The sequence below is a fragment of the Micromonospora sp. NPDC053740 genome (genome assembly GCF_040677775.1).
GTDB classification, from domain to species: domain Bacteria; phylum Actinomycetota; class Actinomycetes; order Mycobacteriales; family Micromonosporaceae; genus Micromonospora; species Micromonospora alfalfae.
The window spans coordinates 374,167-395,335 of sequence record NZ_JBFASO010000008.1 but is presented as its reverse complement, the minus strand read 5'-3'; the positions used below and the strand labels follow the sequence as shown (position 1 = coordinate 395,335).

The following is a 21,169-nucleotide window of genomic DNA, read 5'->3' as shown; positions in this document are numbered from 1 at the left end:
TCTCCATTCGGCAGTGGCTCGATCTCGTCATCGGTGCAGAAGGTTCTGGTGCGGTTCGTGCGGCCGTCGCCAGGCTCGAACGAGTACGACGGCCGTCAGCGCCACTGTGGCGAGCGCCCACCCCGGCAGGCTGCCGCCGCTGAGGACCGTCGGAAGTCGCCCGTCGGCGAGGCTCGGCACGACCACACCGGTGGACCAGACGACGGTCAACGCGAGTGCGGCGCGGTCGACCCCCACCACGGTGCCCAGTGCCAACGCGCCGGCGGTGAACCCCAGGGCGGGCAGCAACCAGAGGCCGGGGGAGTGACCGGTGACCCAGCCCGCCACCGCCAGCACCGGTATGACCGTCGACAGCACCGCCAACGTGCGGCGCATCAGCAGCGGCAGGCCGGTGCGGGGCATGGTGGCCGTCAGTTCCCAGGCCGGGTCGAGGCGCCGGCTCCAGACCGCGGCCACCGGCAGCAGCGGCGCCACTGGCGCGATCAGCAGCACCAGCGACGGCAGGCTGTTGAACGTCCACTCGAACAGGACCGCGGCCAGCATCAACCCGGTGGCGGTGACCAGCCAGGGCAGCACCCGGGCGGCGACCCCGGTGCGCAGCAGCCGGCGACGGGGCACCGGAGGCGGGCCGGTGGCGATTCCGGTGGCGATGCCGTCGGCCACCCGGTCCAGCAGGTCCCGGGTGCCCGGGTCGACGGCGTCCGTGAGCACCGCTCGGCAGGCGGCGCAGGTCTCCAGGTGCGCCTCGACCGCCCAGATGGTGGTGTCGTCGACACCGGCAGCACCGGAGGCGTACTGGGAGATCAGGGTGGGCGTCGGGTGAGTGGTCATGACAGCGCCTCCCGGAGGGCGATTCGGGCCCGTCGGGCCCGGGTCTTCACGGTCCCCTCCGGCATGCCGAGCAGCAGAGCGGTCTCCCGCGCGGTCAACCCGTCGAGGACCATCGAACGCAGCACCTGACGGAGTTCCGCCGGCAGCTCGTGCAGGGCACGCTCCAGGTTGGCGTCCATCCCGCCGGCCAGCGCCTCGTCCTCGGCCGCCGGGGCCACCGTCTCGAAGGTCTGCACCGTCGGGACCCGCTCCCGTCGGGCCCGGTGGCGGAACGCGTCGATCAGCCGGTGCGCGGCGATCGTCCACAACCAGCCCACAGCGCTGCCGGAGGTGGAGGACTGAGCCTGGCTGCCGGCCGACCGCCAGACCGCCAGGTACGTCTCCTGCAACACCTCGGCCACCACGTCCTCGTCGGCGCAGCGTCGACGCAGTCGCGCTGTCAACCACGGGGCGGTACGCCGGTACAGCGCGTCGAACGCGCGCCGGTCGCCCCGAGCGACGCGGCGAAGGAGTTCACCCTCGTCGAGCCCGTCCAGACTTCGTTTCACACCAGGCAAGACGACGCGTACCCCGGCCCCGGTTCTGATCTCGCTGTGACCCCGGTCACATTCGGATCGGGTGGGCGGGGCGGGGTGACTCCCCACACACCGGGAACGTCGCCCGCCGCCGAGGTGTTGCCGAGCGAGAGGATCACCCTCGGATCATCGCCCCACCCGGCCGCCCCGCCACGACCCTGCCTCGTCACATCAACGCTGCCCACCGTCGGGCATCCCACACCGTGCCGCACGTCCACGCGGTCGCGGTGACGCCCCGCGCCGCCGCTTGTGACGACGCGCCCCGCAGAGAGATCGAGATGATGAAGCAGTTGGTGGAGAAGACCGGACGCGATTCCGCCGTCGCGCAAGAAGTGCTGCCCGGCGACCTGATGACCAACCGTCAGCGGGCACAACTCGTCCTCGTGCTGGGCGCGTTGATCGCGATCGGGCCGTTGACCATCGACATGTACCTGCCCGCGCTACCCGCCATCACGGCGGGCCTGGAGACCACCGAGACCGCTGTGCAGTTGACGCTGACCGGCACGCTGGTCGGCCTCGCGCTGGGCCAACTGCTGATCGGGCCGCTCTCCGACGTGGTCGGTCGGCGGGTGCCGCTGCTGGCCGGGCTGGCCGCGCACATCGTGGCGTCCGTGCTGTGCGTCTTCGCGCCCAACATCGGTGTGCTCGGCGGGCTGCGCGTACTCCAGGGGCTCGGCGTCGCCGCCGCCACAGTGGTCGCGACGGCAGTGGTCCGCGACCTGTTCAGCGGGGCCTCCTTCGCCCGGATCTTCTCCCGGCTGATGCTCGTCATGGGCCTGGCGCCCATCCTCGCGCCGACGCTGGGCAGCGGCCTGCTGAGCTGGACCGACTGGCGGGGCGTCTTCGCGGCGCTGGCGGTGCTGGGCGCGCTGCTGATCGTCGTGGCCGCTCTCCGGCTCCCGGAGACCCTTCCGGTGGCGCGTCGGCGGCACGGCGGGGTACGCGCCACACTGCGCGACTACCGGGGGTTGGTCAACGACCGGGCGTTCGTCGGCCTGGTGCTGGTCGCCGGGCTGGCGATGGCGGCCCTGTTCGCGTACGTCTCGGGTTCGTCGTTCGTGCTCCAGCAGGAGTACGGCCTCGACGAGCAGCAGTTCGGCATCGCCTTCGGGGCCGGCGCGGTGGGCCTGATCGGGGCCACCCAGTTCAACGTTCGGCTGCTGCGCCGCTACACCCCGCAGCAGATTTTGGTCAGCGCCCTGATCGCCGGAACGGCGGCCGGCCTGCTGCTGATCATGTTCGCGGCGACCGGCGTCGGCGGCCTGGGCACGCTGCTCGCGTCACTGTGGCTGGTCCTGGCCGCCGCCGGCCTGGCCCTGCCGAACGCGCCGGCGCTGGCCATGAGCCGGCACAGCGAGGCCGCTGGCACCGCTGCGGCGCTGCTCGGCGCGGTGCAGTTCGGCATCGGCGCGGTGTCGGCGCCACTGGCCGGTCTGTTCGGCACCGGGAGCGTACCGATGGCGATCGTCATAGCGGGTGGCATGGCCGCCGCGTTGATCGTCATGCTCCTCGTGGTTCCCCGTGCCAGCCTCGGCAGCGTCGACCCGGATCTGGCGGTCGCGCTGCACTAGCCCGGAAGAGCGGTCGCGCTGCACCGGCCCAAAAGAGCGGTCACGCTGCACCAGCCCGGAAGAGACGAAAGGGGCGGGCCGGTTCACCGGCCCGCCCCGACGATCAGCGGATCTCGGTGGTGTCCTCGGGGCGCGGTTGGCCGCGCGGTGGGGCGGACCAGGGTGATTCGCCACCCACCCGGCGGGGCAGCGGCTCGGTCGGCGTCGAGTCGGCCGGGTAACCCAGAGTGAGGGGCGTGGTGTCACGCTCGGCGGGCGCGGGGGCCGGCCAGTCGGTCAACGTGAAGTCGTCGTTGCGGGGGCCTCCGTCCGACGCGGGGGCGGGTGCCGCAGCGGGTTCGGTCGCCGGGCTCGGCCACTGCCGCCAACGCTGTTGGCTGAAGGTCGCCATCAGCAGCAGCAGGCCGAGCAGGAAGAGCGTGCCGTTCTCCACTGGCAGTCGCAGCGGCAACGGATCGCCGAACACCTTCCACTCGTGCGGGATCGCGTCCCGCACCGAGAAGGGCGCCACGAACATCCCGATGTACGGGGTGACCAGCAGCGCACCGGCCACCAACGGGCCCAACGGCGAGAAGCGCAGCGTGCCGAGCAGGCCCAGCAGGACACCGCCGACACCGAGGTACACGGCCGGCTCGATCAGGTTGGCGGTGTTGAACGTGCCGATCTCCACCCAGCGGTCGACCGTCCGGCTCGACCCGTCCTGCCCCAGTGTGACCAGCACCCAGGTGATGGGCGCCACCACCAGCCCGGCGAGGAAGCTCCAGAGATGTCGCATCCGCGCACCGTACCGTTTTCGACATGACTGAGCACCTCTCCGCCGCTCCAACCGGCAAGCCGACGTCGTACTCGCGCGTCACTCTCAGCAAGATCATGACTGCGGTGGACGTCAACCTCTACGGCACCGTGCACGGCGGGGTTCTGATGAAGTTCGTCGACGACGTGGCCGGGGCCGCTGCCGCCCGACACAGCGGCGGGACCGCGGTGACAGCGGCGATCGACGAGATCGTCTTCTCCGAGGCGGTCCGGGTCGGCGACCTGGTGCACGCGCACGCCCAGGTGAACTGGACCGGCCAGACCTCCATGGAGGTGGGCGTACGGGTGGTCGCCGAACGGTGGGACTCGGCCGAGGACGCGCCGGTTCGGGTGGCCACCGCGTACCTGGTGTTCGTCGGCGTGGACGTGGGCGGGGCGCCGCGGGCGGTCCGCCCGGTGCTGCCGGAGACGGCGGAGGACGAGCGCCGGTACAAGGAGGCGGAGATCCGCCGCGCGCACCGCCTCGCCCGCCGCCGTGCCATCCAGGCCCACCGCGCCGGCTGACCCACATGAGGTGGCGGGTCGGAGTGTGGGACGGGCACGCGTCGGTCGACCTACCCGGTGCGCAGAATGGCGCTTCGAGGTAGGGCAAGATGGCGCCACGGCCCAGTCACAGTGTCGTGTCGGGCCAGGGGGAGGGTGGAGCAGTGGGTGACATGCTGTGGACGCCGCCGGCGGACGTACGCGAGCGGTCCCGGATCGGTGCCTACCTGCGCTGGCTGCGGGAGCACCGCGGGTTGGACTTCGCCGACTACGACGCGCTGTGGCGCTGGTCCACCACCGATCTGGACGGGTTCTGGCGCTCGATCTGGGACCACTTCGAGGTGATCGCGCACACACCGCCGAGCGCCACCCTCGCCGAGCGGGGGATGCCCGGCGCGCGCTGGTTCCCCGACGCCAGGCTCAACTACGCCGAGAACGTGCTGCGGATGCCGGGCCGCGCCGACGACGACCCGGTGGTCATCGCGCACGGGCAGACCCGGGCGCCGGTCACGCTGACCGCCGCTGAGCTGCGCGAGCAGGTCCGCCGGGTGTCGGCCGGGTTGCGCCGGCTCGGCGTCACCGCCGGTGACCGGGTGGCGGCGTACGCCCCGAACATCGCCGAGACGTACGTCCTGCTGCTGGCCACCGCCAGCCTCGGCGCGATCTTCTCGTCCTGCGCGCCCGAGTTCGGCACCCGTAGCGTCACTGACCGTTGGCAGCAGATCGAACCGACGGTGCTGGTCGCAGTGGACGGCTACCGGTACGGCGACAAGCCGGTGGACCGGCGTGCCGAGGTCGCGGCGATCCGGGCCGCCCTGCCGTCGTTGCGTCACACCGTCAGCATCGGCTACCTCGACCCGGTGGGCCCCGCACCCGAGGGCGCGCTGGGCTGGGCCGAACTGGCCGCGCCCACCGACGAGCCGTTGACGTTCACGCCGGTGCCGTTCGACCACCCGCTCTACGTGCTGTACTCCTCGGGCACCACAGGGCTGCCGAAGCCGATCGTGCACGGCCACGGCGGCATCCTGCTGGAGCACCTGAAGATGCTCGCGCTGCACCACGACCTGGGCCCGGCCGACCGGTTCTTCTGGTTCACCACCACCGGCTGGATGATGTGGAACTTCCTGGTCTCCGGCCCGGCGGTGGGGGCGGCCATCGTGCTCTTCGACGGCAACCCGGGAGTCCGGGCGGAGCCCGGCCGGCCGGCTGAGCCTGACCTCGGCGGGCTGTGGCGGCTGGCGGCGGAGACCGGGACGACGTACTTCGGCACCTCCGCGCCGTACCTGTTGGCCTGCCGTAAGGCCGGGTTGGTCCCCCGGGAGGTCGCCGACCTGTCGGCGCTGCGCGGCGTGGGTTCCACCGGTGCGCCGCTGCCCGCCGAGGGCTTCCGCTGGGTGTACGAGACCGTCGGCGACCACGTCCAGCTCCAGTCGCTTTCCGGGGGCACCGACGTGTGCACCGGTTTCGTCGGCGGGGTGCCGCTGCTGCCGGTGTACGCCGGTGAGATCGCCTGCCGGGCGTTGGGCGCCAAGGTGGAGGCGCGTTCCGCCGACGGCACGCCGGTCATCGGCGAACTCGGCGAGCTGGTGATCACCGAACCGATGCCGAGCATGCCGGTGGGCTTCTGGAACGACCCGGACGGCACCCGTTACGCGGAGGCGTACTTCGACGTCTACCCGGGCGTCTGGCGGCACGGTGACTGGATCACCATCAACGAGCGGGGTGGCTGCGTGATCACCGGCCGCTCCGACGCCACCCTCAACCGTGGTGGGGTGCGCCTCGGCACCGCCGAGTTCTACTCGGTGGTGGAAGGGCTCGACGAGGTGCTCGACTCGGTGGTCGTGCACCTGGAGGACGACGAGGGCGGCGCCGGTGAGCTGCTGCTCTTCGTGGTGCTGGCCGAGGGTCTGGAGTTGGACGACCCGATGCGCGCGAAGATCTGCCGCGAACTGCGCACGGCGCTCTCACCCCGGCACGTGCCCGACGAGATCCACCAGGTGCGTTCGGTGCCCCGCACCCTCTCGGCGAAGAAGCTGGAGGTGCCGGTCAAGAAGATCCTCACCGGCACCCCTGTCGACCAGGCCGCAGCGAAGGGCGCCCTGGTCAACCCCGAGTCCCTGACCGCCTTCGCCGCCTTCGCCCAACGCCGTCCTCGCCCCTAACCCCCGCCCTGACCCCCGCGATCTTGCACTTTCTGCCGCGAGATAAGGGGCATTCCGCGCATCTCGGCAACCGAAACTGCAAGATCGCGGGAGCAGGGGGGTGGGGCAGGGAGGGTCAGGGGAGGGGGTGGGTGACTTTCTCTGCGGTCAGCCTGGCGGCCAGGCGGGCCGGGTCCTGGTTGGCGCAGAGGACCACTGTGGCGGCTTGGGTCAGCGGGGCCAGCAGCCAGTCGACCGGGTCGGGGTACCGGGCCGCGTCGATGAGGACCCGGGCGCCGGGGAGGATGCCCAACTCGGTGGCGCGGGCCTCGGCGCGACCCAGCAGGTGCGCGTCGGTGGGGCCCGGGCCGGATTGCGGCGTGAAGTGGTCACCGTGCCCGCGTACCTCGACGACGTAGTCGGCGAACCCGGGCGGCACCTGCCGGAGCGGGGCAGCGAGCGGAGCCAACCCGAGGGCGTACCGCTCGTCGGCGGACCAGGACTGCGCCTCGTCGAACTGGTCGACGGCGGCGAAGAGCACCCCCACGTCGCCCGGCGTGTCGACGACGCTCAGCTTGGCCGACCAGCAGGCCAGCAGCACCGCCGCGGTCTGCCAGTGTGGCGGCAGCAGCACGCCGGCCGGGGTGCCCGGCGCGAGGCCGACCTCGTCGACGAGGAGGTTGGCGGTCTTCGCCACCCAGTTCGCCAACGTGACGCCGGAGAGTTCGGTGCGGTCGCCGGTGGCGTCGTCGTACCAGGTGAGCAGCGGTCGGGTCGGGTCGGTCGCGATCGCGTCGGCGAACACCCGGGCAATGTTGTCGGCCATCGGCGCGAACGATACGCCAGTGCGGGCCGTACTCGATGACGATGACAAGTCGGCGTACCGTCGGGTCGCAGTCAGCGTCGGCCCCGCGCCCCGGCGTAGGCTTTACCCCCGGAGTGTTGTTCCCCACAGGCCCGCCAGTTCAAGGAGTCGCCCCGTGACCGCCGGTCGCCCGCCCCGCGTGCTCATCGACGCCACGAGTGTCCCCACCGACCGTGGTGGTGTCGGTCGATACGTCGACGGTCTGCTCGGCGCCCTCGGCAAGGTGTGCGGGTCGGGGGTGGAGCTGGCGGTGGTCAGCCTCCGCACCGATCTGGAGCGGTACACCCGCATGCTGCCCGGCGCGGAGATCATCCCGGCTCCGGCCGCCGTGGCGCACCGCCCGGCCCGGCTCGCCTGGGAGCAGACCGGCCTGCCGCTGCTCGCCCAGCAGGTGGGCGCAGAGGTGCTGCACTCGCCCTTCTACACCTGCCCGCTGCGGGCCGGGTGCCCGGTCACGGTCACCGTGCACGATGCGACGTTCTTCACTGAGCCGGAGCATTACGACAAGTCGCGCCGCACGTTCTTCCGCAGCGCCATCAAGACTTCGCTGCGCCGCGCCGACCGGGTGATAGTGCCCAGCAAGGCCACCCGGGACGAGCTGATCCGGCTGCTCGACGCCGATCCGACGCGGATCGACGTGGCCTACCACGGCGTCGACCAGGCTGCCTTCCACGCTCCCACCGAGGAGGAGAAGGCTCGGGTACGTGCACGTCTGGGGCTGGGCAACAGCAGCTACGTCGCGTTCCTCGGTGCCAAGGAGCCTCGGAAGAACGTGCCCAACCTGATCCGTGGGTGGGCGCGGGCGGTGGCTGACCGGGTCGACCCGCCGGCCCTGGTGATCGCCGGTGGGCAGGGGCACGACGAGGACATCGACCGGGCGGTGGCCGAGGTGCCGTCGCACCTGCGTCTGCTGCGCCCCGGCTACCTGCGCTACGCCGACCTGCCAGGTTTCCTCGGCGGTGCCCTGGTCGCTGCCTACCCGTCCTACGGCGAGGGGTTCGGGCTGCCGATCCTGGAGGCGATGGCATGCGCCGCACCGGTGCTGACCACGCCCCGGCTCTCGCTGCCCGAGGTGGGCGGCGACGCTGTCGCGTACACCTCGGAGGACCCGGAGCAGATCGGCGCCGACCTGGCCGCCCTGCTCGACGACGAGCAGCGGCGGTTGTCGCTGGCGAAGGCGGGGTTCGACCGGGCCAAGGAGTTCACCTGGGAGTCCAGCGCCGAGGTGCACATCGCGGCGTGGAGTCGCGCCCGTTCCTGACCCTCCGCACCACTGCGGGTGACCCGTGCCACTTTGGGCAGGTACGTCGGGCATGATGTGCGGATGCTCTATGCGGTCATTCCGGCAGGTGGCAGTGGCACGAGGTTGTGGCCGTTGTCCCGCGCTGGCCATCCCAAGTTCCTCCACCCGCTGACCGGCACCAGCGCCTCGCTGCTTCAGGCGACAGTCGAACGGCTCGCGCCGCTGACCACACCGGATCGGACCCTTGTGGTCACCGGTGCCGCGCACGTCGCGGCGGTGGCACGGCAGCTGACAGTGCTGCCGGAGGAGAACATCCTGGTCGAGCCCTCCCCCCGGGATTCCTGCGCAGCGATCGCGTTGGCCGCCGCGGTGATCTCGGCGCGGGACCCGGACGCGGTGATGGGCAGCTTCGCGGCCGACCACCTGATCCGCGACACGGACAGCTGGGTCTGCACTGTTCAGGAGGCGGTCCGCGGGGCCGAGCAGGGCATGCTGATGACCGTCGGGATCACTCCGACCCGCGCCGAGACCGGCTACGGCTACCTGGAGACCGGCGATCCGACCGAGGGTGTGCCGTGGCGGCCGGTGGCCGAATTCAAGGAGAAGCCGGCCGCCGAGGTCGCCGAGGCGTACGTCCGTTCGGGCCGGCACCTGTGGAACGCGAGCATGTTCGTGTGGCGGGTGGACGTCTTCCTCGCCGAACTGGCCCGCCAGCAGCCGGCGCTGCACGCCGGCGTCGCCGCGATCGCCGCCGCCTGGGGCACCCCGGAGCAGGACGACGTCCTGGGCGCGATCTGGCCGACCCTGCCGAAGATCTCCGTCGACTACGCGGTGATGGAGGGTGCGGCCACTGCGGGTCGGGTAGCGACGGTGCCGGGCGACTTCGGCTGGAACGACGTCGGTGACTTCCACACCCTGGGCGACGTGCTGGCAACCGACGACGCGGGCAACGTGGTGCTCGGCACCGAGGCCAAGCCGGGCGTGCTGCTGCGGGACAGCAGCAACCTCGTTGTCGTCCCGCAGTCGGGTCGGTTGGTGGCCGTGCTCGGCCTGCGCGACCTGATCGTTGTGGACACCCCGGACGCGGTGCTGGTCTGCCCGCGTGACCGGGCGCAGGACGTCAAGGCCCTGGTCGACGAGCTCAAGGAGCGAGGCGAAGAGGGCTACGTCTGAGGGCGGCGAGGCCCGGTGCGATCAGGTGGGCGGTCCCGCCGGCCAGCGGCTCGGGCAGCTGGTCCGGTGGGAACCAGCCCAGCTCCTCGGCCTCGTCGCTGACCTGCTCCACAGCCGAGGGCGGGGCGATAACCGCGAACCGGACGTCGTGGTGCGCCGAGCCGCCCTGACACTGCACCTGGTGCACGTCCACGTCGATCGGCACCGGGTCGATGCGCAGGCCGGCGATCCCGGACTCCTCGGTGGCCTCGCGGAGCGCCGCGGCGACGAGGGTCTGGTCGATCGGCTCGCAGTGCCCGCCGAGCTGCACCCAACGTCCGAACTTGACGTGCAGGCAGAGCAGCACCCGGGAGCCGGTGGAGTCCAGCACCAACGCGCTGGCGGTGACATGCCCGGGGCGGTGCTGCCGGCTCATCGCGACCGGGCCGACGGCGAGCAGCGCGAGGGTTCGGTCCCGCGCGCCGGCCGCGTCCGGGCTGGTCGGCTGCCAACCCTCCAGCAACGCGGTGGCGTCGGCGTGCAGCGCCTTGTACGCCTCGGGGTCGGTCGTCTGGGCGGTCGGGCCGGTAATCACTGTGTCGGGCACCCCGCCACTGTACGAGCGTGTGCTCCGTACGCTGGCCCGGTGACAGTGCGACTCGTCGAATTCGTGGTGGCCGGTAACGAGGCCAGCGATCTGTTGCCGGTGCGGTCGGCGGCGCTGCTGCGGGCGTACGGTGCCCGGCGGGGCTTCTGGACCGTGCTGGACGAGGGGCCGGTGGAGCGCTGCCTCGCGCTGCTGCTGGAGGGCGACGACGGGGAGTGGACGGCCCTGCACGTGCGGGCGGATGCCGGTGTGGAGAACGGGCGGACCGAGGACGGTGAGGCGCTCGCCCACCACGACGGCTGGGTGTACGTCTTCGGCTCCCACTTCGGCTCGAAGGCTGGCCCGCTGCGACCTCGGCGCGCCTTCGTGGCCCGGTTCCGTGAGGACGACGCGGCGGCCGGGCCGGTGCCGGTGCACGTGGTACGCAACTCGTTTCGGCTGCACCGGGCGGTGAACGATGCTCTCGCCGCGTCGCCGCTGACCCTCCTGCCGGCGGGGGAGCGGGTGCGGGAACGGTTCATCGTGGAGACGCTGGCCCGGGGAACCGTCCGGGAGAAGAGCTGGGTGAGCCGGTTGGCCAGGGACGACCTGCCGTTGAACGTGGAGGCTGCGGCGTTCACCCCGGCCGGGACGGTGCTGCTCGGGCTGCGTTTTCCGGTCACCGACGCCGGTGAGCCGATCCTGGTCGAGGTGGCCGGTGTGCCGGGCATGTTCACTGCCGAGCGGGAGTGGCCGCGGGCGTTGGGCGCGTACGCGTTGACTGGCGTCACTCCGCCGGGGGAGCTGACCGGCTTCCGCGCGATCACCCCGACGTCGGACGGCGGGTACGCGGCCGTGATCGGCTCGATCGACGCGCTGGGCAAGGGGTCGGTACTGCTCGACGACCATCCGGGTGGGGGTGAGGTCACCTCCCGACACGTCCGCTTCCGGCTGACCGGTGGCGAGGCGGGCGACGGGCGGCGGCTCGTCGGGGAGCAGGTGGCGGACCTGGCCCCGTTTCACCACGTCGAGGGCGTGGCGGAGCTGGACGGACTGTCGTTCTACGTCACGGACGAGGACCATCGGGTCGCGCTCTGGGTCGGCTGAGCCGGCGCGGGGGGCGGGATGACCGGACGGCACCTCTGCGGAACAAGGGCCGCAGACCCTCGTGGTGCCGTCCGATCACCGGGGCCTCCCCGGTCCCGGTGCCCCCGGCAGCACGGGCGTCAAGGACGCGCGGCGCCGTGTTCGGGCATGGGAAGCATGCCGAACCCGCCCCGGAGGCGTCGAGGTTTTTCAGTCCAGGCTTAAAGATGGAGATTAGTGCCGGCCAGGTAGAGTCGAACGGTCATCCGGCACCCCCCCTGCCGGCGACACAGGAGCGCTCCATGCTGAAGATCCACTTTTCTGGGGAGGACATCCTCCGGACCCGGGTGGCACCGGCGGCGGACCCGGTCTGGGAGCTGGTCCTCAGCCTGCACGTGCTGCGCGGCCGCACCCGCGATCCGCTGACCGCCAACTGGCGGCGCAGCGTGGCCCGGGATCTGCGCCAGGACTCCGCCTCCGAGCAGCTCCGCCTGCTCTTCGCGTTGAACCCGCCGCGTGGCTACTTCCCCGACTTCCTCACCCCGTACGCCAGCGTCGAGGGCTTCGAGGCCGGGCTGGACGCGCTCCGCCGTACCCCCGCCCAGTTGTTGCAGCGGGACCTGAGCGTGCTGGCCGCCGAGAACCAGCTGCCCTCCTCGGCGGCCGCGCTCGCCCGGGGTGAGGTGTCGGCGCTGCACCACCTGGCCGAGTCGATGGAGCAGTACCGGTCGCTGGCGATCAGCCCGTACTGGAGCCGGATCCAGGCCGCGGTCGCGGCGGACCGCACCCGGCGGGCGCGGGCGCTGCTCGACGGCGGCGTCGAGGGCCTGCTCACCAGCCTCCGGCCAACGATGCGCTGGGAGAGCGGGGTGCTGGAGGTCCGCAGCTACCCGCACAGCCGGGAACTGCACCTGGACGGCCGTGGACTGCTGCTGGTGCCGTCGTTCTTCTGCGCGGCCACCCCTGTCGCACTGCTCGACCCGGCGCTGCCACCGGTGCTGGTCTACCCGGTGGACCGGCTGGGCGCGCTGGTCTCCGCCGACCCCAGCGCCGCCTCCGGTGCTGCCCGCGAATCACTCGCCGCACTGCTGGGCCGCACCAGGGCGGCGGTGTTGCAGGCCAGCGACGAGGGCTGCACCACCGGGGAGGTCGCCCGCCAGCTCAACATCTCACCGGCGGCGGCGAGCCAGCACGCCACCGTGCTGCGCAACGCTGGTCTGCTGGTCAGCCACCGCGAACGCAACAGCGTGCTGCACACGTTGACCCCGCTGGGCCGGGCCATGCTGGACGCGTGACCCGGGCCTTCCGCGCCGGCCGAGGGTGGTCCTACAGGGCGAGCGCAGCACTCGCCGGGCTGCCGGGCGGTGGCGGCAACAGTGTCGACCCGACGCCCTGTGCGGCCAGGGCGACGCGCAGCCGGTGCAGGTCGGCGCCGAAGCGGACCAGACCCATCGGCTCGACGGGCGTCGGGGCCGAGCCGAGCACCAGGTCGGCGCCGTCCGGCCACCCGGGCATCTCGGCGACCAGACCGGCGCGTACCTCGGCCTCGTCGACCAGCGTGAAGACCGTGCCGGGGGCGACCACCCCGGCGACCGCGTCGATCGCCCGTCGCACAGCGCTCAGGTCGGCCGGTGTCGGGCCGGGACCGTCGGCCAGGGTGGCGGCGTCGGAGAGCCCCGCGGCGTGGGCCTCAGCGGTACCCAGCGAGAACAGGTCCTGTGCCGCATCGCGGATCAGCGCCCGCGCGCCACCGGCGTCGTCCGGGATGGCGGCCGGCAGGTAGCCCCGCACCACCGCCACGGGGACCTGATCGCACTTGCCCTTGATCAGTTCGCCGGCACCCGCCAGCTCGTCCACCACCGCCATCTGGGTCAACTGCAACTCGTTGCCGTACGGGTCGACCTCGCCCCGGTGATCGCGGATGGCCGGCATTCCGGCCACCCCGAGCGCCACGTCGGTGAGCCCGTTGCGCCAGGGCCGGCCCATCGTGTCGCTGATGATCACGGCGAGTTCCAGGTCGTAGCGCTCCCGCAGCGCGTCCCGCAGAGCCCGCGCCGAGGCGTCCGGGTCGACCGGCAGCAGCACCAGTTGGGTCTTGTCCACGTTCGACGCGTCGATCCCCGCCGACGCCATGACGAAGCCGTGGTGGGTCTGCACGATCCGGGTCGCCCCCCGACTGGCGACCACCCGGGCGGTCTCACCGGCCAGGACGTCGTCCCGTGCGGCAAGCCGCTCCGGCCCGTCCGCCGGCACGTCGACGAGCCGCCCCTCCGCCTTGGAAACGATCTTGCTGGTCACCACCAGCACATCGCCGTTGCGCAACCACGGCGCAGCAGTCGCGATCACCGCAGCCAGATCGTCACCCTCGGTCACGTGACCGATGCCGAGCACCGGCAGAATTTCCAGCCTCACGTCAACTCCACCGCGGCGCGGACCATTGCCGCCGTCGCCGCCTCGTCCGTCATCCGCAGCGGCACCGCGCGGACCGTCACCTCGGGCACCACAGTGCCCGCGTCCTCCTCGGCCACCAGCCAACCGTCGAGCAGGCCGCCGCTCGCCCGGCCGCCGTAGAGCCGACCCACCCCCGCCGCGCTGCACTCCGTACCGAGCACCGCCAGGCAACGGTCGGCCATCCCCCGCACCGGCGCGCCGCCGATGATCGGGGAGACACCCACCACCGGCGCCGGGCCGTCCGCCACCGCCGCACGCAGCCCCGGCACAGCCAGCACCGGCGCGACGCTCACCACCGGGTTACTCGGCGCGACCAGCACCAGATCGGCCGAGGCGATCGCGTCCAGCACCCCTGGGGCAGGCTTCGCCGTCTCCGCGCCCACGAACACGAAACGGTGCGTGCGGATGTCGGCCCGGTACCGCACCCACCACTCCTGGAAATGGATCGCCCGCTGACCCTGGTCGTCCTCCACCACGGCATGGGTCTCCAGGCGGTCGTCCGTCGCCGGCAACAGGCGTACGCCCGGCTCCCAGCGGCTGGCCAGCGCCTCGGTGACCGCGCTCAACGGGTAACCGCCGTTGAGCATGGTGCTGCGGACCAGATGGGTGGCGATGTCCTTGTCGCCGAGGCCGAACCAGGTCGGCTCCGCCCCGTACGCGGCCAACTCCTGTTTGACAGTCCAGCTCTCGCCGACCCGACCCCAGCCCCGCTCCGGGTCGGCGCCCCCGCCGAGCGTGTACATGACGCTGTCCAGGTCGGGGCAGATCTTCAACCCGTGTAACCACAGGTCGTCGCCGACGTTGACAACGGCGGTCACCTCCGCGCCGACGTCACGGGCGTACGCCCGGACGCCGAGCAGGAACCGGGCGCCGCCGATGCCGCCAGCCAGAACCACGATGCGCATGTCGACCATCCTCGCGCACGTGACGCCTCCGATCCGTGGGTGGCCCGGGAGACTAGGCTCACGTGCGCCCTGTCCGTTGATGCCCCGAGGGGGAGCTCGTGACCAGCCCCGCCGAGCCCGCGTCCGCCGACGCGACGCAGGCCCGCCAGCTGACCAAGCCACTGCGGGAGCTCGCCGCGCTCGTGCTGCTTGGCGCCAACGCCGTGTTCCTCTTCGTGGGCCTGCTCCGGCTCATCGCCCCGAACGACTACAGCTCCTTCACCGACCGCGCGGGCAGCGCCTTCTACGCGTTCGTCGGAGTGGAGGCGGTGGGCCTCCCGCTGCTGGCGGTGCTGTTGGCCACGCACATCTCGCCCGTGTTGGCGAAGGCGAAGCTGATCACACAGGCAGCTGTCGTCGAGTACGCGGTCAGCGCCCTGTTCGGCACGCTGACAATGCTGATCTGGACGGTGGGCCGGCTGGCCGAGGCAGAGGTGCTCGACGCGCTGCTCGGTGTGCTCACCCGGTTCGCCTGGATGGTGATCTTCGCGATCGCCGCCTGGGTCGTCTACACCATCTGGCGTGCCCACTACTACGTGCCGCGAGCCAAGCCGCAGCCGGGCGTCTACGGTCAGCCCCAGCCCGGCTGGCCGCAGCAGCAGGGCGGTTGGCCGGCCCCGGGGCAGCCCGGCGGCCAGCCGCAGGGCGGATGGCCCGCTCCCGGTCAGCCCGGCGGTTACCCGCAGGCCGGTCAGCCTGGTGGTTACCCGCAGGCCGGCCAGCCCGGCGGTTACCCGCAGGCCGGCCAGTACGGCCAGCAGTCGCCCCCGTTCCAGGCCCCGCAGTCGGCCCCGCCGTTCCCGCAGTCCGCGCCGCCGCACCCGCAGTCCGCGCCGCCGTTCCAGGCCCCGCAGTCCGCGCCGCCGGCGAACCCCGCCCCCCAGTCGGCGCCGCCGTCCCCGGCCGCGCCGCCGCCGTTCGGGCAGCCGCCGTCGGCCGACCCCACTCAGGCGATCCCGCGCCAGTCCGCCGACCCGACCGAGGTCATCTCCCATCCGGCCGACCCGGACACGGACCGCACCCAACACATCAAGCCCAACGACCACCCCGACCAGCCCCGCTGACCCGAAGAGCGCGCCGATCTTGCACTTTCGGTAGTCGAAACAAGCGAGATGTCCCCTAAGTCGGGACACAAACTGCAAGATCGCGAGCCGCAGGCGCCCCACGTCGCGTCGATCATGGAGTTGTGGTGCCAGATTTGCGCCCTACAACACGCTTTGTCACCCACCACAACTCCTTGATCGACGCGGGGTGGGGTGGGGACCCTGCGCCCAGGGCGGGTTGACGGCGCGGGGGCGTGGCACGGGGCAGGGCGGGGCACGTCGCGGCAGGGGGCGCGGCCCGGTGCGGGCACGGCACGGCATGGCGCGGGCGCGGGCGCGGGCGCGCGGCACGGGGCGCGCGGCACGGGGCGCGCGGCACGGGGCGCGCGGCACGGGGCGCGCGGTGCGGGCTCGGTGCGGGCGTGGTGGCGGGGCGGGGCGGGGCACACTCGGGGCGGGCGTGGTGGGGACTGGTTGGGTGGCGTGGGGCTGCGCATAGGGTGAGTGGATGGTTGATCGCACCCACTCCGGCCCGAGCGATGCGAGCGTGCGGCGGGCCCTGGGCCGGGCTACGAACGGGCGGGCGCTGGATGTCGATGAGGCGACCGCGCTGCTGTCCGCTCGTGGCGACGCGCTCGACGAGCTGCTCCGGCTCGCCGGGGGGATCCGCGACGCCGGGCTGCGGGACGCCGGGCGGCCGGGTGTGGTCACGTACTCGAAGAAGGTTTTCATTCCGCTGACCCGGCTCTGCCGGGACCGCTGCCACTACTGCACCTTCGCGACGGTGCCGCACCGGCTGCCGGCGCCGTTCCTGGACCGCGACGAGGTCCTCGCGATCGCCCGGGCAGGGGCCGCGCAGGGCTGCAAGGAGGCGCTGTTCACCCTGGGTGACCGACCGGAGGAACGCTGGCCGGCGGCTCGGACCTGGTTGGACGAACGCGGTTACGACTCGACACTGGACTACCTGCGCGCCTGTGCGGTGGCGGTGCTGGAGGAGACCGGCCTGTTGCCGCACCTCAACCCTGGGGTGCTGTCCTGGTCGGAGCTGCAACGGCTGAAGCCGGTCGCGCCGAGCATGGGCATGATGCTGGAGACGACAGCGACCCGACTCTGGTCGGAGCCGGGTGGTCCGCACTTCGGCTCACCGGACAAGGAGCCGGCGGTCCGGTTGCGGGTGCTTGAGGACGCGGGCCGGGTCGGGGTGCCGTTCACCACCGGCATCCTGATCGGCATCGGGGAGACTCCGGCGGAGCGGGTGGAGGCGCTGTTCGCGATCCGCCGCGTCCACCGGGAGTACGGCCACCTCCAGGAGGTGATCGTGCAGAACTTCCGCGCCAAGCCGGACACGGCGATGCGCGGCATGCCGGACGCGGAGCTGCACGATCTGGCCGCCACTGTGGCGGTGGCCCGGTTGCTGCTGGGCCCGAAGGCCCGGATCCAGGCCCCGCCGAATCTCATCGCCGGCGAGTACGACCTGTTGCTGCGCGCCGGCATCGACGACTGGGGCGGCGTTTCTCCGCTCACCCCCGACCACGTCAACCCGGAGCGCCCCTGGCCGCAGATCGACGAGCTGGCCCGGCACAGCGAGTTGGCCGGGTTCACGTTGCGGGAGCGGTTGACGATCTACCCCGAGTACGTGCGCGCGGGTGACCCGTGGCTCGACCCACGGTTGCTGCCGCACGTCGGTGCCCTGGCCGACCCGGCGACGGGCATGGCTGTCGAGTCGGCGATGCCGCAGGGACGGCCGTGGCAGGAGCCGGAGGAGGTGTTCGGCGGGCGGGTCGACCTGCACGCCACGATCGACACCACCGGCCGCACCGACGACCGGCGCGGCGACTTCGACAGCGTGTACGGCGACTGGTCCGAGGTTGCTGGCAAGGTCACCCCGGAGGCGACAGCCCGCCGGGCGGGCGTACCAGTGGCACCGGCCGGGAGCGGCGCGGACCGTGACCTGGCGGCCGGGCTGCGGCTCGCCGCCGACGACCCGGCGGCGCTGCTCGACCCCGGGCACACCGATGCCGCGCTGGCGCTGTTCGGTGCGGACGGGCCGGCGCTGGACGAGTTGTGCCGCCTCGCCGACGACGTGCGCCGTGCGGCGGTCGGCGACGACGTCACCTACGTGGTCAACCGCAACATCAACTTCAGCAACGTCTGTTACGTGGGCTGCCGGTTCTGTGCGTTCGCGCAGCGTGAGCGGGACGCCGACGCGTACCGGCTCTCCGTCGAGCAGGTCGCCGACCGGGCCGAGCAGGCGTGGGCCCTCGGCGCCAGCGAGGTGTGCCTCCAGGGGGGCATCGACCCGAAGATGCCGGTCACCGGGTACGCCGACATCGTGCGCGCGATCAAGGCCCGGGTGCCCGAGATGCACGTGCACGCGTTCTCTCCCATGGAGATCGTCACCGCCGCCGCGAAGGCCGGGGTGCCGGTCCGTGAGTGGCTGCTCCAGCTACGCGAGGCCGGGCTGGACACCATCCCGGGCACCGCCGCCGAGATCCTCGACGACGACGTGCGCTGGGTGCTGACCAAGGGCAAACTCCCGGCCGCCGCCTGGGTCGAGGTGGTCAGCACCGCCCACGAGCTGGGCATCCGGTCCAGCTCCACGATGATGTACGGCCACGTCGACCACCCCGGGCAGTGGCTGGCGCACTTCCGGGTGCTGGCCGGGGTGCAGGACCGCACCGGCGGGTTCACCGAGTTCGTGGCGCTGCCGTTCGTGCACACGAATGCTCCGATCTATCTGGCGGGTATCGCCCGACCCGGGCCGACCTGGCGTGAGAACCGGGTGGTGCACGCCATGTCCCGGCTGCTGCTGCACGGTCGGATCGACAACATCCAGTGCTCCTGGGTGAAGCTCGGCGACGAGGGCACCGTCGCGATGCTCCAGGGCGGCTGCAACGACCTCGGCGGCACGCTGATGGAGGAGACCATCTCCCGGATGGCCGGTTCCGACAACGGTTCGGCGCGTACCGAGGAGCAGTTGCGGGCCATCGCGAAGGCCGCCGGACGTCCGGCGCGCAAGCGGTCGACTGCGTACGGTCACGCCCGGCCCTGACGTCGAACCTTTCCCCGCCACCGGCCGTACCACGCGATGCCGGTGGCGGTCGCGGCGAGGACCGCCGCCGGTGTCCCCTCAGGGGCCCGGCGGCGTCGCGTGACGGCACCGGACCCGTCCGTCTCCGCGGGCGCGCTCGCGCCACCGCCGGAAAGGTTGCCCATGACCAGTGATCAGCGGAAGCGGCAGTGGCCGCGACTGACCCGCCGGCAGACGTTGACCGCCGCGGCCAGCGCCACCCTCGGCGCCGCCGCGCTCACAGTGCCGGGCCTGTCGGCCGCGCAGAACGCCCCGGGGGCGGCCGGTCGAGCCGACGAGCCGATCGTCGTTCATCTGCGGGACGCCGACTCGGGAACGATGGACGTCTTCGTCGGTGAGACGCGCATCGAGGTACGCGACCGCGGCCTGGCGGACCGGCTGCGGCGCGCCGCCCGGCGCTGACCCGCCCTCTCCGCCCCGCCATCCTGTCCCCGCCCAGTGAGGTTGGTCCGTCATGTCTTCCCACCGCGAGGCCCCGGAGATAGCCAAGGATCCGGTCGCCGACAGCTCCGACCTGTACGCGTTCGTCAGCCCCGACAAACGCGACACGGTCACGTTGATCGCCAACTACGTGCCGTTGCAACTCCCCTCCGGGGGGCCGAACTTCTTCGAGTTCGGCGACGACGTGCGCTACGAGATCCATATCGACAACGACGGTGACGGTCGTCCGGACGTCACCTACCGGTTCGAATTCACCACCGAGATCACGAACCCGAACAGTTTTCTCTACAACACCGGCCCGATCGATTCGCTCGACAGCAAGACCTGGAACCGGCGGCAGTTCTACAGCCTGACCCGGGTGGCCGACGGCCGCGAGCACCGGCTGGCGCACAAGCTGCAGTGTCCGCCGTGCAACGTCGGCCCGCTGTCCACCCCGAAGTACGCCGACCTGGTGCGGCAGGCCACCTACTCGCTCTCCACGGGGGAGCGGGTCTTCGCCGGGCAGCGCGCCGACGGGTTCTTCGTCGACCTCGGGGCGATCTTCGACCTCGGCACGCTGCGGCCGTTCCAGCAACTGCACGTCGCCGGGAAGAAGATCTTCAAGGCCGAGGGCGAGCCGGTGAACGCCACCGACCGGATGAACGTGCACAGCATCGCGGTGCAGGTGCCGCTGGAGCGGGTGCGTCGGCGCGCCAACCGGTACGGTGCCGCGGATCGGGCGTCGGTGATCGGGGTGTGGACGTCGGCGTCGCGTCGGCAGGTGCGGGTGCTCGGCGACCGGGGCGGGGCGGACACCAGCACCGGCCCGTTCACCCAGGTATCGCGGTTGGGCAATCCACTGTTCAACGAGGTCATCGTGCCGATGTCCAAGAAGGACCTGTGGAATTCGCTGCCACCGTCGGAGGACAAACGGTTCGCCCAGTTCGTCGAGCAGCCGGAGCTGGCCGCGTTGCTGCCGGCGCTCTACCCGGACGTCTTTCCCAACCTGGACAAGCTCACCAAGGCGAAGAAGGCGCGGGCCGACCTGGTGGCGATCCTGCTCACCGGCGTGCCGGCCGGGCTGATCGACGGCTTCACCAACAGCACCGGTGAAGTGCAGGCCGACATGCTGCGACTGAACACGGCGATCCCGCCCACCAGGCGTCCGGACCGGTTCGGGGTGCTCGGTGGCGACCTGGCCGGGTTCCCGAACGGGCGTCGGGTCGGCGACGACGTGGTCAGCATCGCGTTGCGGGCCATCGCCGGGGTCACCGTCCCGCTGGTGGACAAGACGTTCCAACCGGACGCGGCGGCCGCCGCCGTCACCCCGGGGCTGAGCGCCGCCGACGTGACAGCGCCGTTCCTCGGAAACTTCCCCTACCTGGGTACGCCGTACGACGGGTTCAACAACCCGTCGGCGGCGTCCTGATCGGGCGAAGGGCGAACTGGATGCACGAGCACGCGTACGGGCCGTCGGAGACCGGGACCGTCATCCTCGATCTGGGCGGCGACACCGGCGCCCTGATCGTCTACACGGGTCGGGATCTGCACGGCCGGGAGATCGAGATCAGTCGCGACGACGACCGTCGGGTCCACTCGGCGGTGCGTGAGCGTCGGGTGCGGGACGGTTCGTTCCACAGTGCGGTCTATCCCGATCTGCCGAGCGGAATTTATACCGTCTGGTGGGACGATCGTACGCCCGCCGGCACAATCTCTGTCCATGGTGGAGAGATAGCCGAGTTTGCCTGGCCCAGCAGCGGTTTCGGGGCCGCCGGCTGACCCCGGAACCTCGGTTTCACCACCGCGCCCCGTCCACATTGTGGACGGGGCGCGAGTGCTGTTCGCAGCTCGACGGGCGGTCTGCGCCGCACCGC

19 protein-coding genes are annotated in these 21,169 nt (G+C 72.0%); 12 read left to right on the top strand and 7 right to left on the bottom strand.

The features are described from left to right. Window positions 1–27: 27 nt before the first annotated feature. Together AB0K35_RS22790 and AB0K35_RS22785 are read right to left on the bottom strand one after the other, a co-directional pair. Entirely contained in the window at window positions 28–831 is an 804-nt protein-coding gene (locus AB0K35_RS22790; RefSeq protein ID WP_238666642.1) for a zf-HC2 domain-containing protein, read from the bottom strand. Next, a complete protein-coding gene (locus AB0K35_RS22785; protein WP_238666641.1) occupies window positions 828–1,379 on the bottom strand; it encodes an RNA polymerase sigma factor in 552 nt (183 codons plus the stop codon). Before AB0K35_RS22785 ends, AB0K35_RS22790 begins: the two co-directional genes overlap by 4 nt. A gap of 305 nt (window positions 1,380–1,684) precedes the next feature. Here AB0K35_RS22785 and AB0K35_RS22780 point away from each other — a divergent pair, with 305 nt between their 5' ends. Next, window positions 1,685–2,977: a multidrug effflux MFS transporter gene (locus tag AB0K35_RS22780; protein ID WP_238666640.1), complete on the top strand. Its 1,293-nt coding sequence runs from the start codon at window positions 1,685–1,687 to the stop codon at window positions 2,975–2,977. A 103-nt stretch (window positions 2,978–3,080) separates the two neighbouring features. Here AB0K35_RS22780 and AB0K35_RS22775 read toward each other — a convergent pair whose 3' ends face one another. Next, window positions 3,081–3,752 (bottom strand): hypothetical protein, encoded by a 672-nt coding sequence (locus AB0K35_RS22775; protein ID WP_238666639.1) that lies wholly within the window; start codon window positions 3,750–3,752, stop codon window positions 3,081–3,083. Window positions 3,753–3,775: 23 nt separating this feature from the next. Between AB0K35_RS22775 and AB0K35_RS22770 the strand changes: the two genes are divergently transcribed. Continuing rightward, window positions 3,776–4,294, top strand: coding sequence for a hotdog domain-containing protein (locus AB0K35_RS22770; RefSeq protein ID WP_091394150.1), 519 nt, complete (start codon window positions 3,776–3,778; stop codon window positions 4,292–4,294). A 143-nt stretch (window positions 4,295–4,437) separates the two neighbouring features. Beyond that, window positions 4,438–6,435, top strand: coding sequence for an acetoacetate--CoA ligase (locus tag AB0K35_RS22765; RefSeq protein WP_363887361.1), 1,998 nt, complete (start codon window positions 4,438–4,440; stop codon window positions 6,433–6,435). A 115-nt stretch (window positions 6,436–6,550) separates the two neighbouring features. On the opposite strand, the gene AB0K35_RS22760 is transcribed toward AB0K35_RS22765, so the two are convergent. Then, a complete protein-coding gene (locus AB0K35_RS22760) occupies window positions 6,551–7,240 on the bottom strand; it encodes a TIGR03089 family protein (RefSeq protein ID WP_238666637.1) in 690 nt (229 codons plus the stop codon). 154 nt (window positions 7,241–7,394) lie between these two features. On the opposite strand from AB0K35_RS22760, the gene AB0K35_RS22755 reads away from it, so the two are divergent. Together AB0K35_RS22755 and AB0K35_RS22750 are read left to right on the top strand one after the other, a co-directional pair. Continuing rightward, window positions 7,395–8,540, top strand: coding sequence for a glycosyltransferase family 1 protein (locus tag AB0K35_RS22755; protein WP_238666636.1), 1,146 nt, complete (start codon window positions 7,395–7,397; stop codon window positions 8,538–8,540). A gap of 63 nt (window positions 8,541–8,603) precedes the next feature. Continuing rightward, the gene (locus AB0K35_RS22750; RefSeq protein ID WP_238666635.1) at window positions 8,604–9,695 is read left to right on the top strand and encodes a sugar phosphate nucleotidyltransferase; all 1,092 of its coding nucleotides are present in this window, start codon (window positions 8,604–8,606) and stop codon (window positions 9,693–9,695) included. On the opposite strand, the gene AB0K35_RS22745 is transcribed toward AB0K35_RS22750, so the two are convergent. Beyond that, on the bottom strand, window positions 9,664–10,281 hold the full coding sequence (locus AB0K35_RS22745) for an NUDIX domain-containing protein (protein ID WP_308193383.1): 618 nt from the start codon (window positions 10,279–10,281) through the stop codon (window positions 9,664–9,666). The two genes, AB0K35_RS22750 and AB0K35_RS22745, sit on opposite strands and share 32 nt — an antisense overlap. Window positions 10,282–10,320: 39 nt before the next feature. On the opposite strand from AB0K35_RS22745, the gene AB0K35_RS22740 reads away from it, so the two are divergent. Together AB0K35_RS22740 and AB0K35_RS22735 are read left to right on the top strand one after the other, a co-directional pair. Then, a complete protein-coding gene (locus tag AB0K35_RS22740) occupies window positions 10,321–11,367 on the top strand; it encodes a DUF4185 domain-containing protein (protein ID WP_238666634.1) in 1,047 nt (348 codons plus the stop codon). 281 nt (window positions 11,368–11,648) lie between these two features. After that, on the top strand, window positions 11,649–12,641 hold the full coding sequence (locus AB0K35_RS22735) for a winged helix-turn-helix domain-containing protein (protein WP_238666633.1): 993 nt from the start codon (window positions 11,649–11,651) through the stop codon (window positions 12,639–12,641). Between the two features lie 31 nt (window positions 12,642–12,672). Here the strand turns inward: AB0K35_RS22735 and AB0K35_RS22730 are convergent, their stop codons facing one another. Further along, on the bottom strand, window positions 12,673–13,758 hold the full coding sequence (locus AB0K35_RS22730) for a coenzyme F420-0:L-glutamate ligase (RefSeq protein ID WP_238666632.1): 1,086 nt from the start codon (window positions 13,756–13,758) through the stop codon (window positions 12,673–12,675). Then, window positions 13,755–14,702, bottom strand: coding sequence for a 2-phospho-L-lactate transferase (gene cofD / locus AB0K35_RS22725; protein WP_357363697.1), 948 nt, complete (start codon window positions 14,700–14,702; stop codon window positions 13,755–13,757). Before cofD ends, AB0K35_RS22730 begins: the two co-directional genes overlap by 4 nt. Window positions 14,703–14,800: 98 nt before the next feature. On the opposite strand from cofD, the gene AB0K35_RS22720 reads away from it, so the two are divergent. The 5 genes from AB0K35_RS22720 (at window position 14,801) to AB0K35_RS22700 (ending at window position 21,074) form a co-directional block, all read left to right on the top strand. Further along, on the top strand, window positions 14,801–15,805 hold the full coding sequence (locus tag AB0K35_RS22720; protein ID WP_363887356.1) for a hypothetical protein: 1,005 nt from the start codon (window positions 14,801–14,803) through the stop codon (window positions 15,803–15,805). A 487-nt stretch (window positions 15,806–16,292) separates the two neighbouring features. Beyond that, window positions 16,293–18,836 (top strand): bifunctional FO biosynthesis protein CofGH, encoded by a 2,544-nt coding sequence (locus tag AB0K35_RS22715; protein ID WP_238666629.1) that lies wholly within the window; start codon window positions 16,293–16,295, stop codon window positions 18,834–18,836. 162 nt (window positions 18,837–18,998) lie between these two features. Then, window positions 18,999–19,277 carry a hypothetical protein gene (locus tag AB0K35_RS22710; protein ID WP_196921188.1) on the top strand — a complete coding sequence of 93 codons (279 nt, stop codon included), beginning with the start codon at window positions 18,999–19,001 and terminating at the stop codon, window positions 19,275–19,277. 52 nt (window positions 19,278–19,329) lie between these two features. Continuing rightward, a complete protein-coding gene (locus tag AB0K35_RS22705) occupies window positions 19,330–20,724 on the top strand; it encodes a DUF4331 domain-containing protein (RefSeq protein ID WP_357363705.1) in 1,395 nt (464 codons plus the stop codon). Window positions 20,725–20,744: 20 nt separating this feature from the next. Beyond that, a complete protein-coding gene (locus AB0K35_RS22700) occupies window positions 20,745–21,074 on the top strand; it encodes a phospholipase (protein ID WP_238666627.1) in 330 nt (109 codons plus the stop codon). Window positions 21,075–21,169 lie beyond the last annotated feature (95 nt).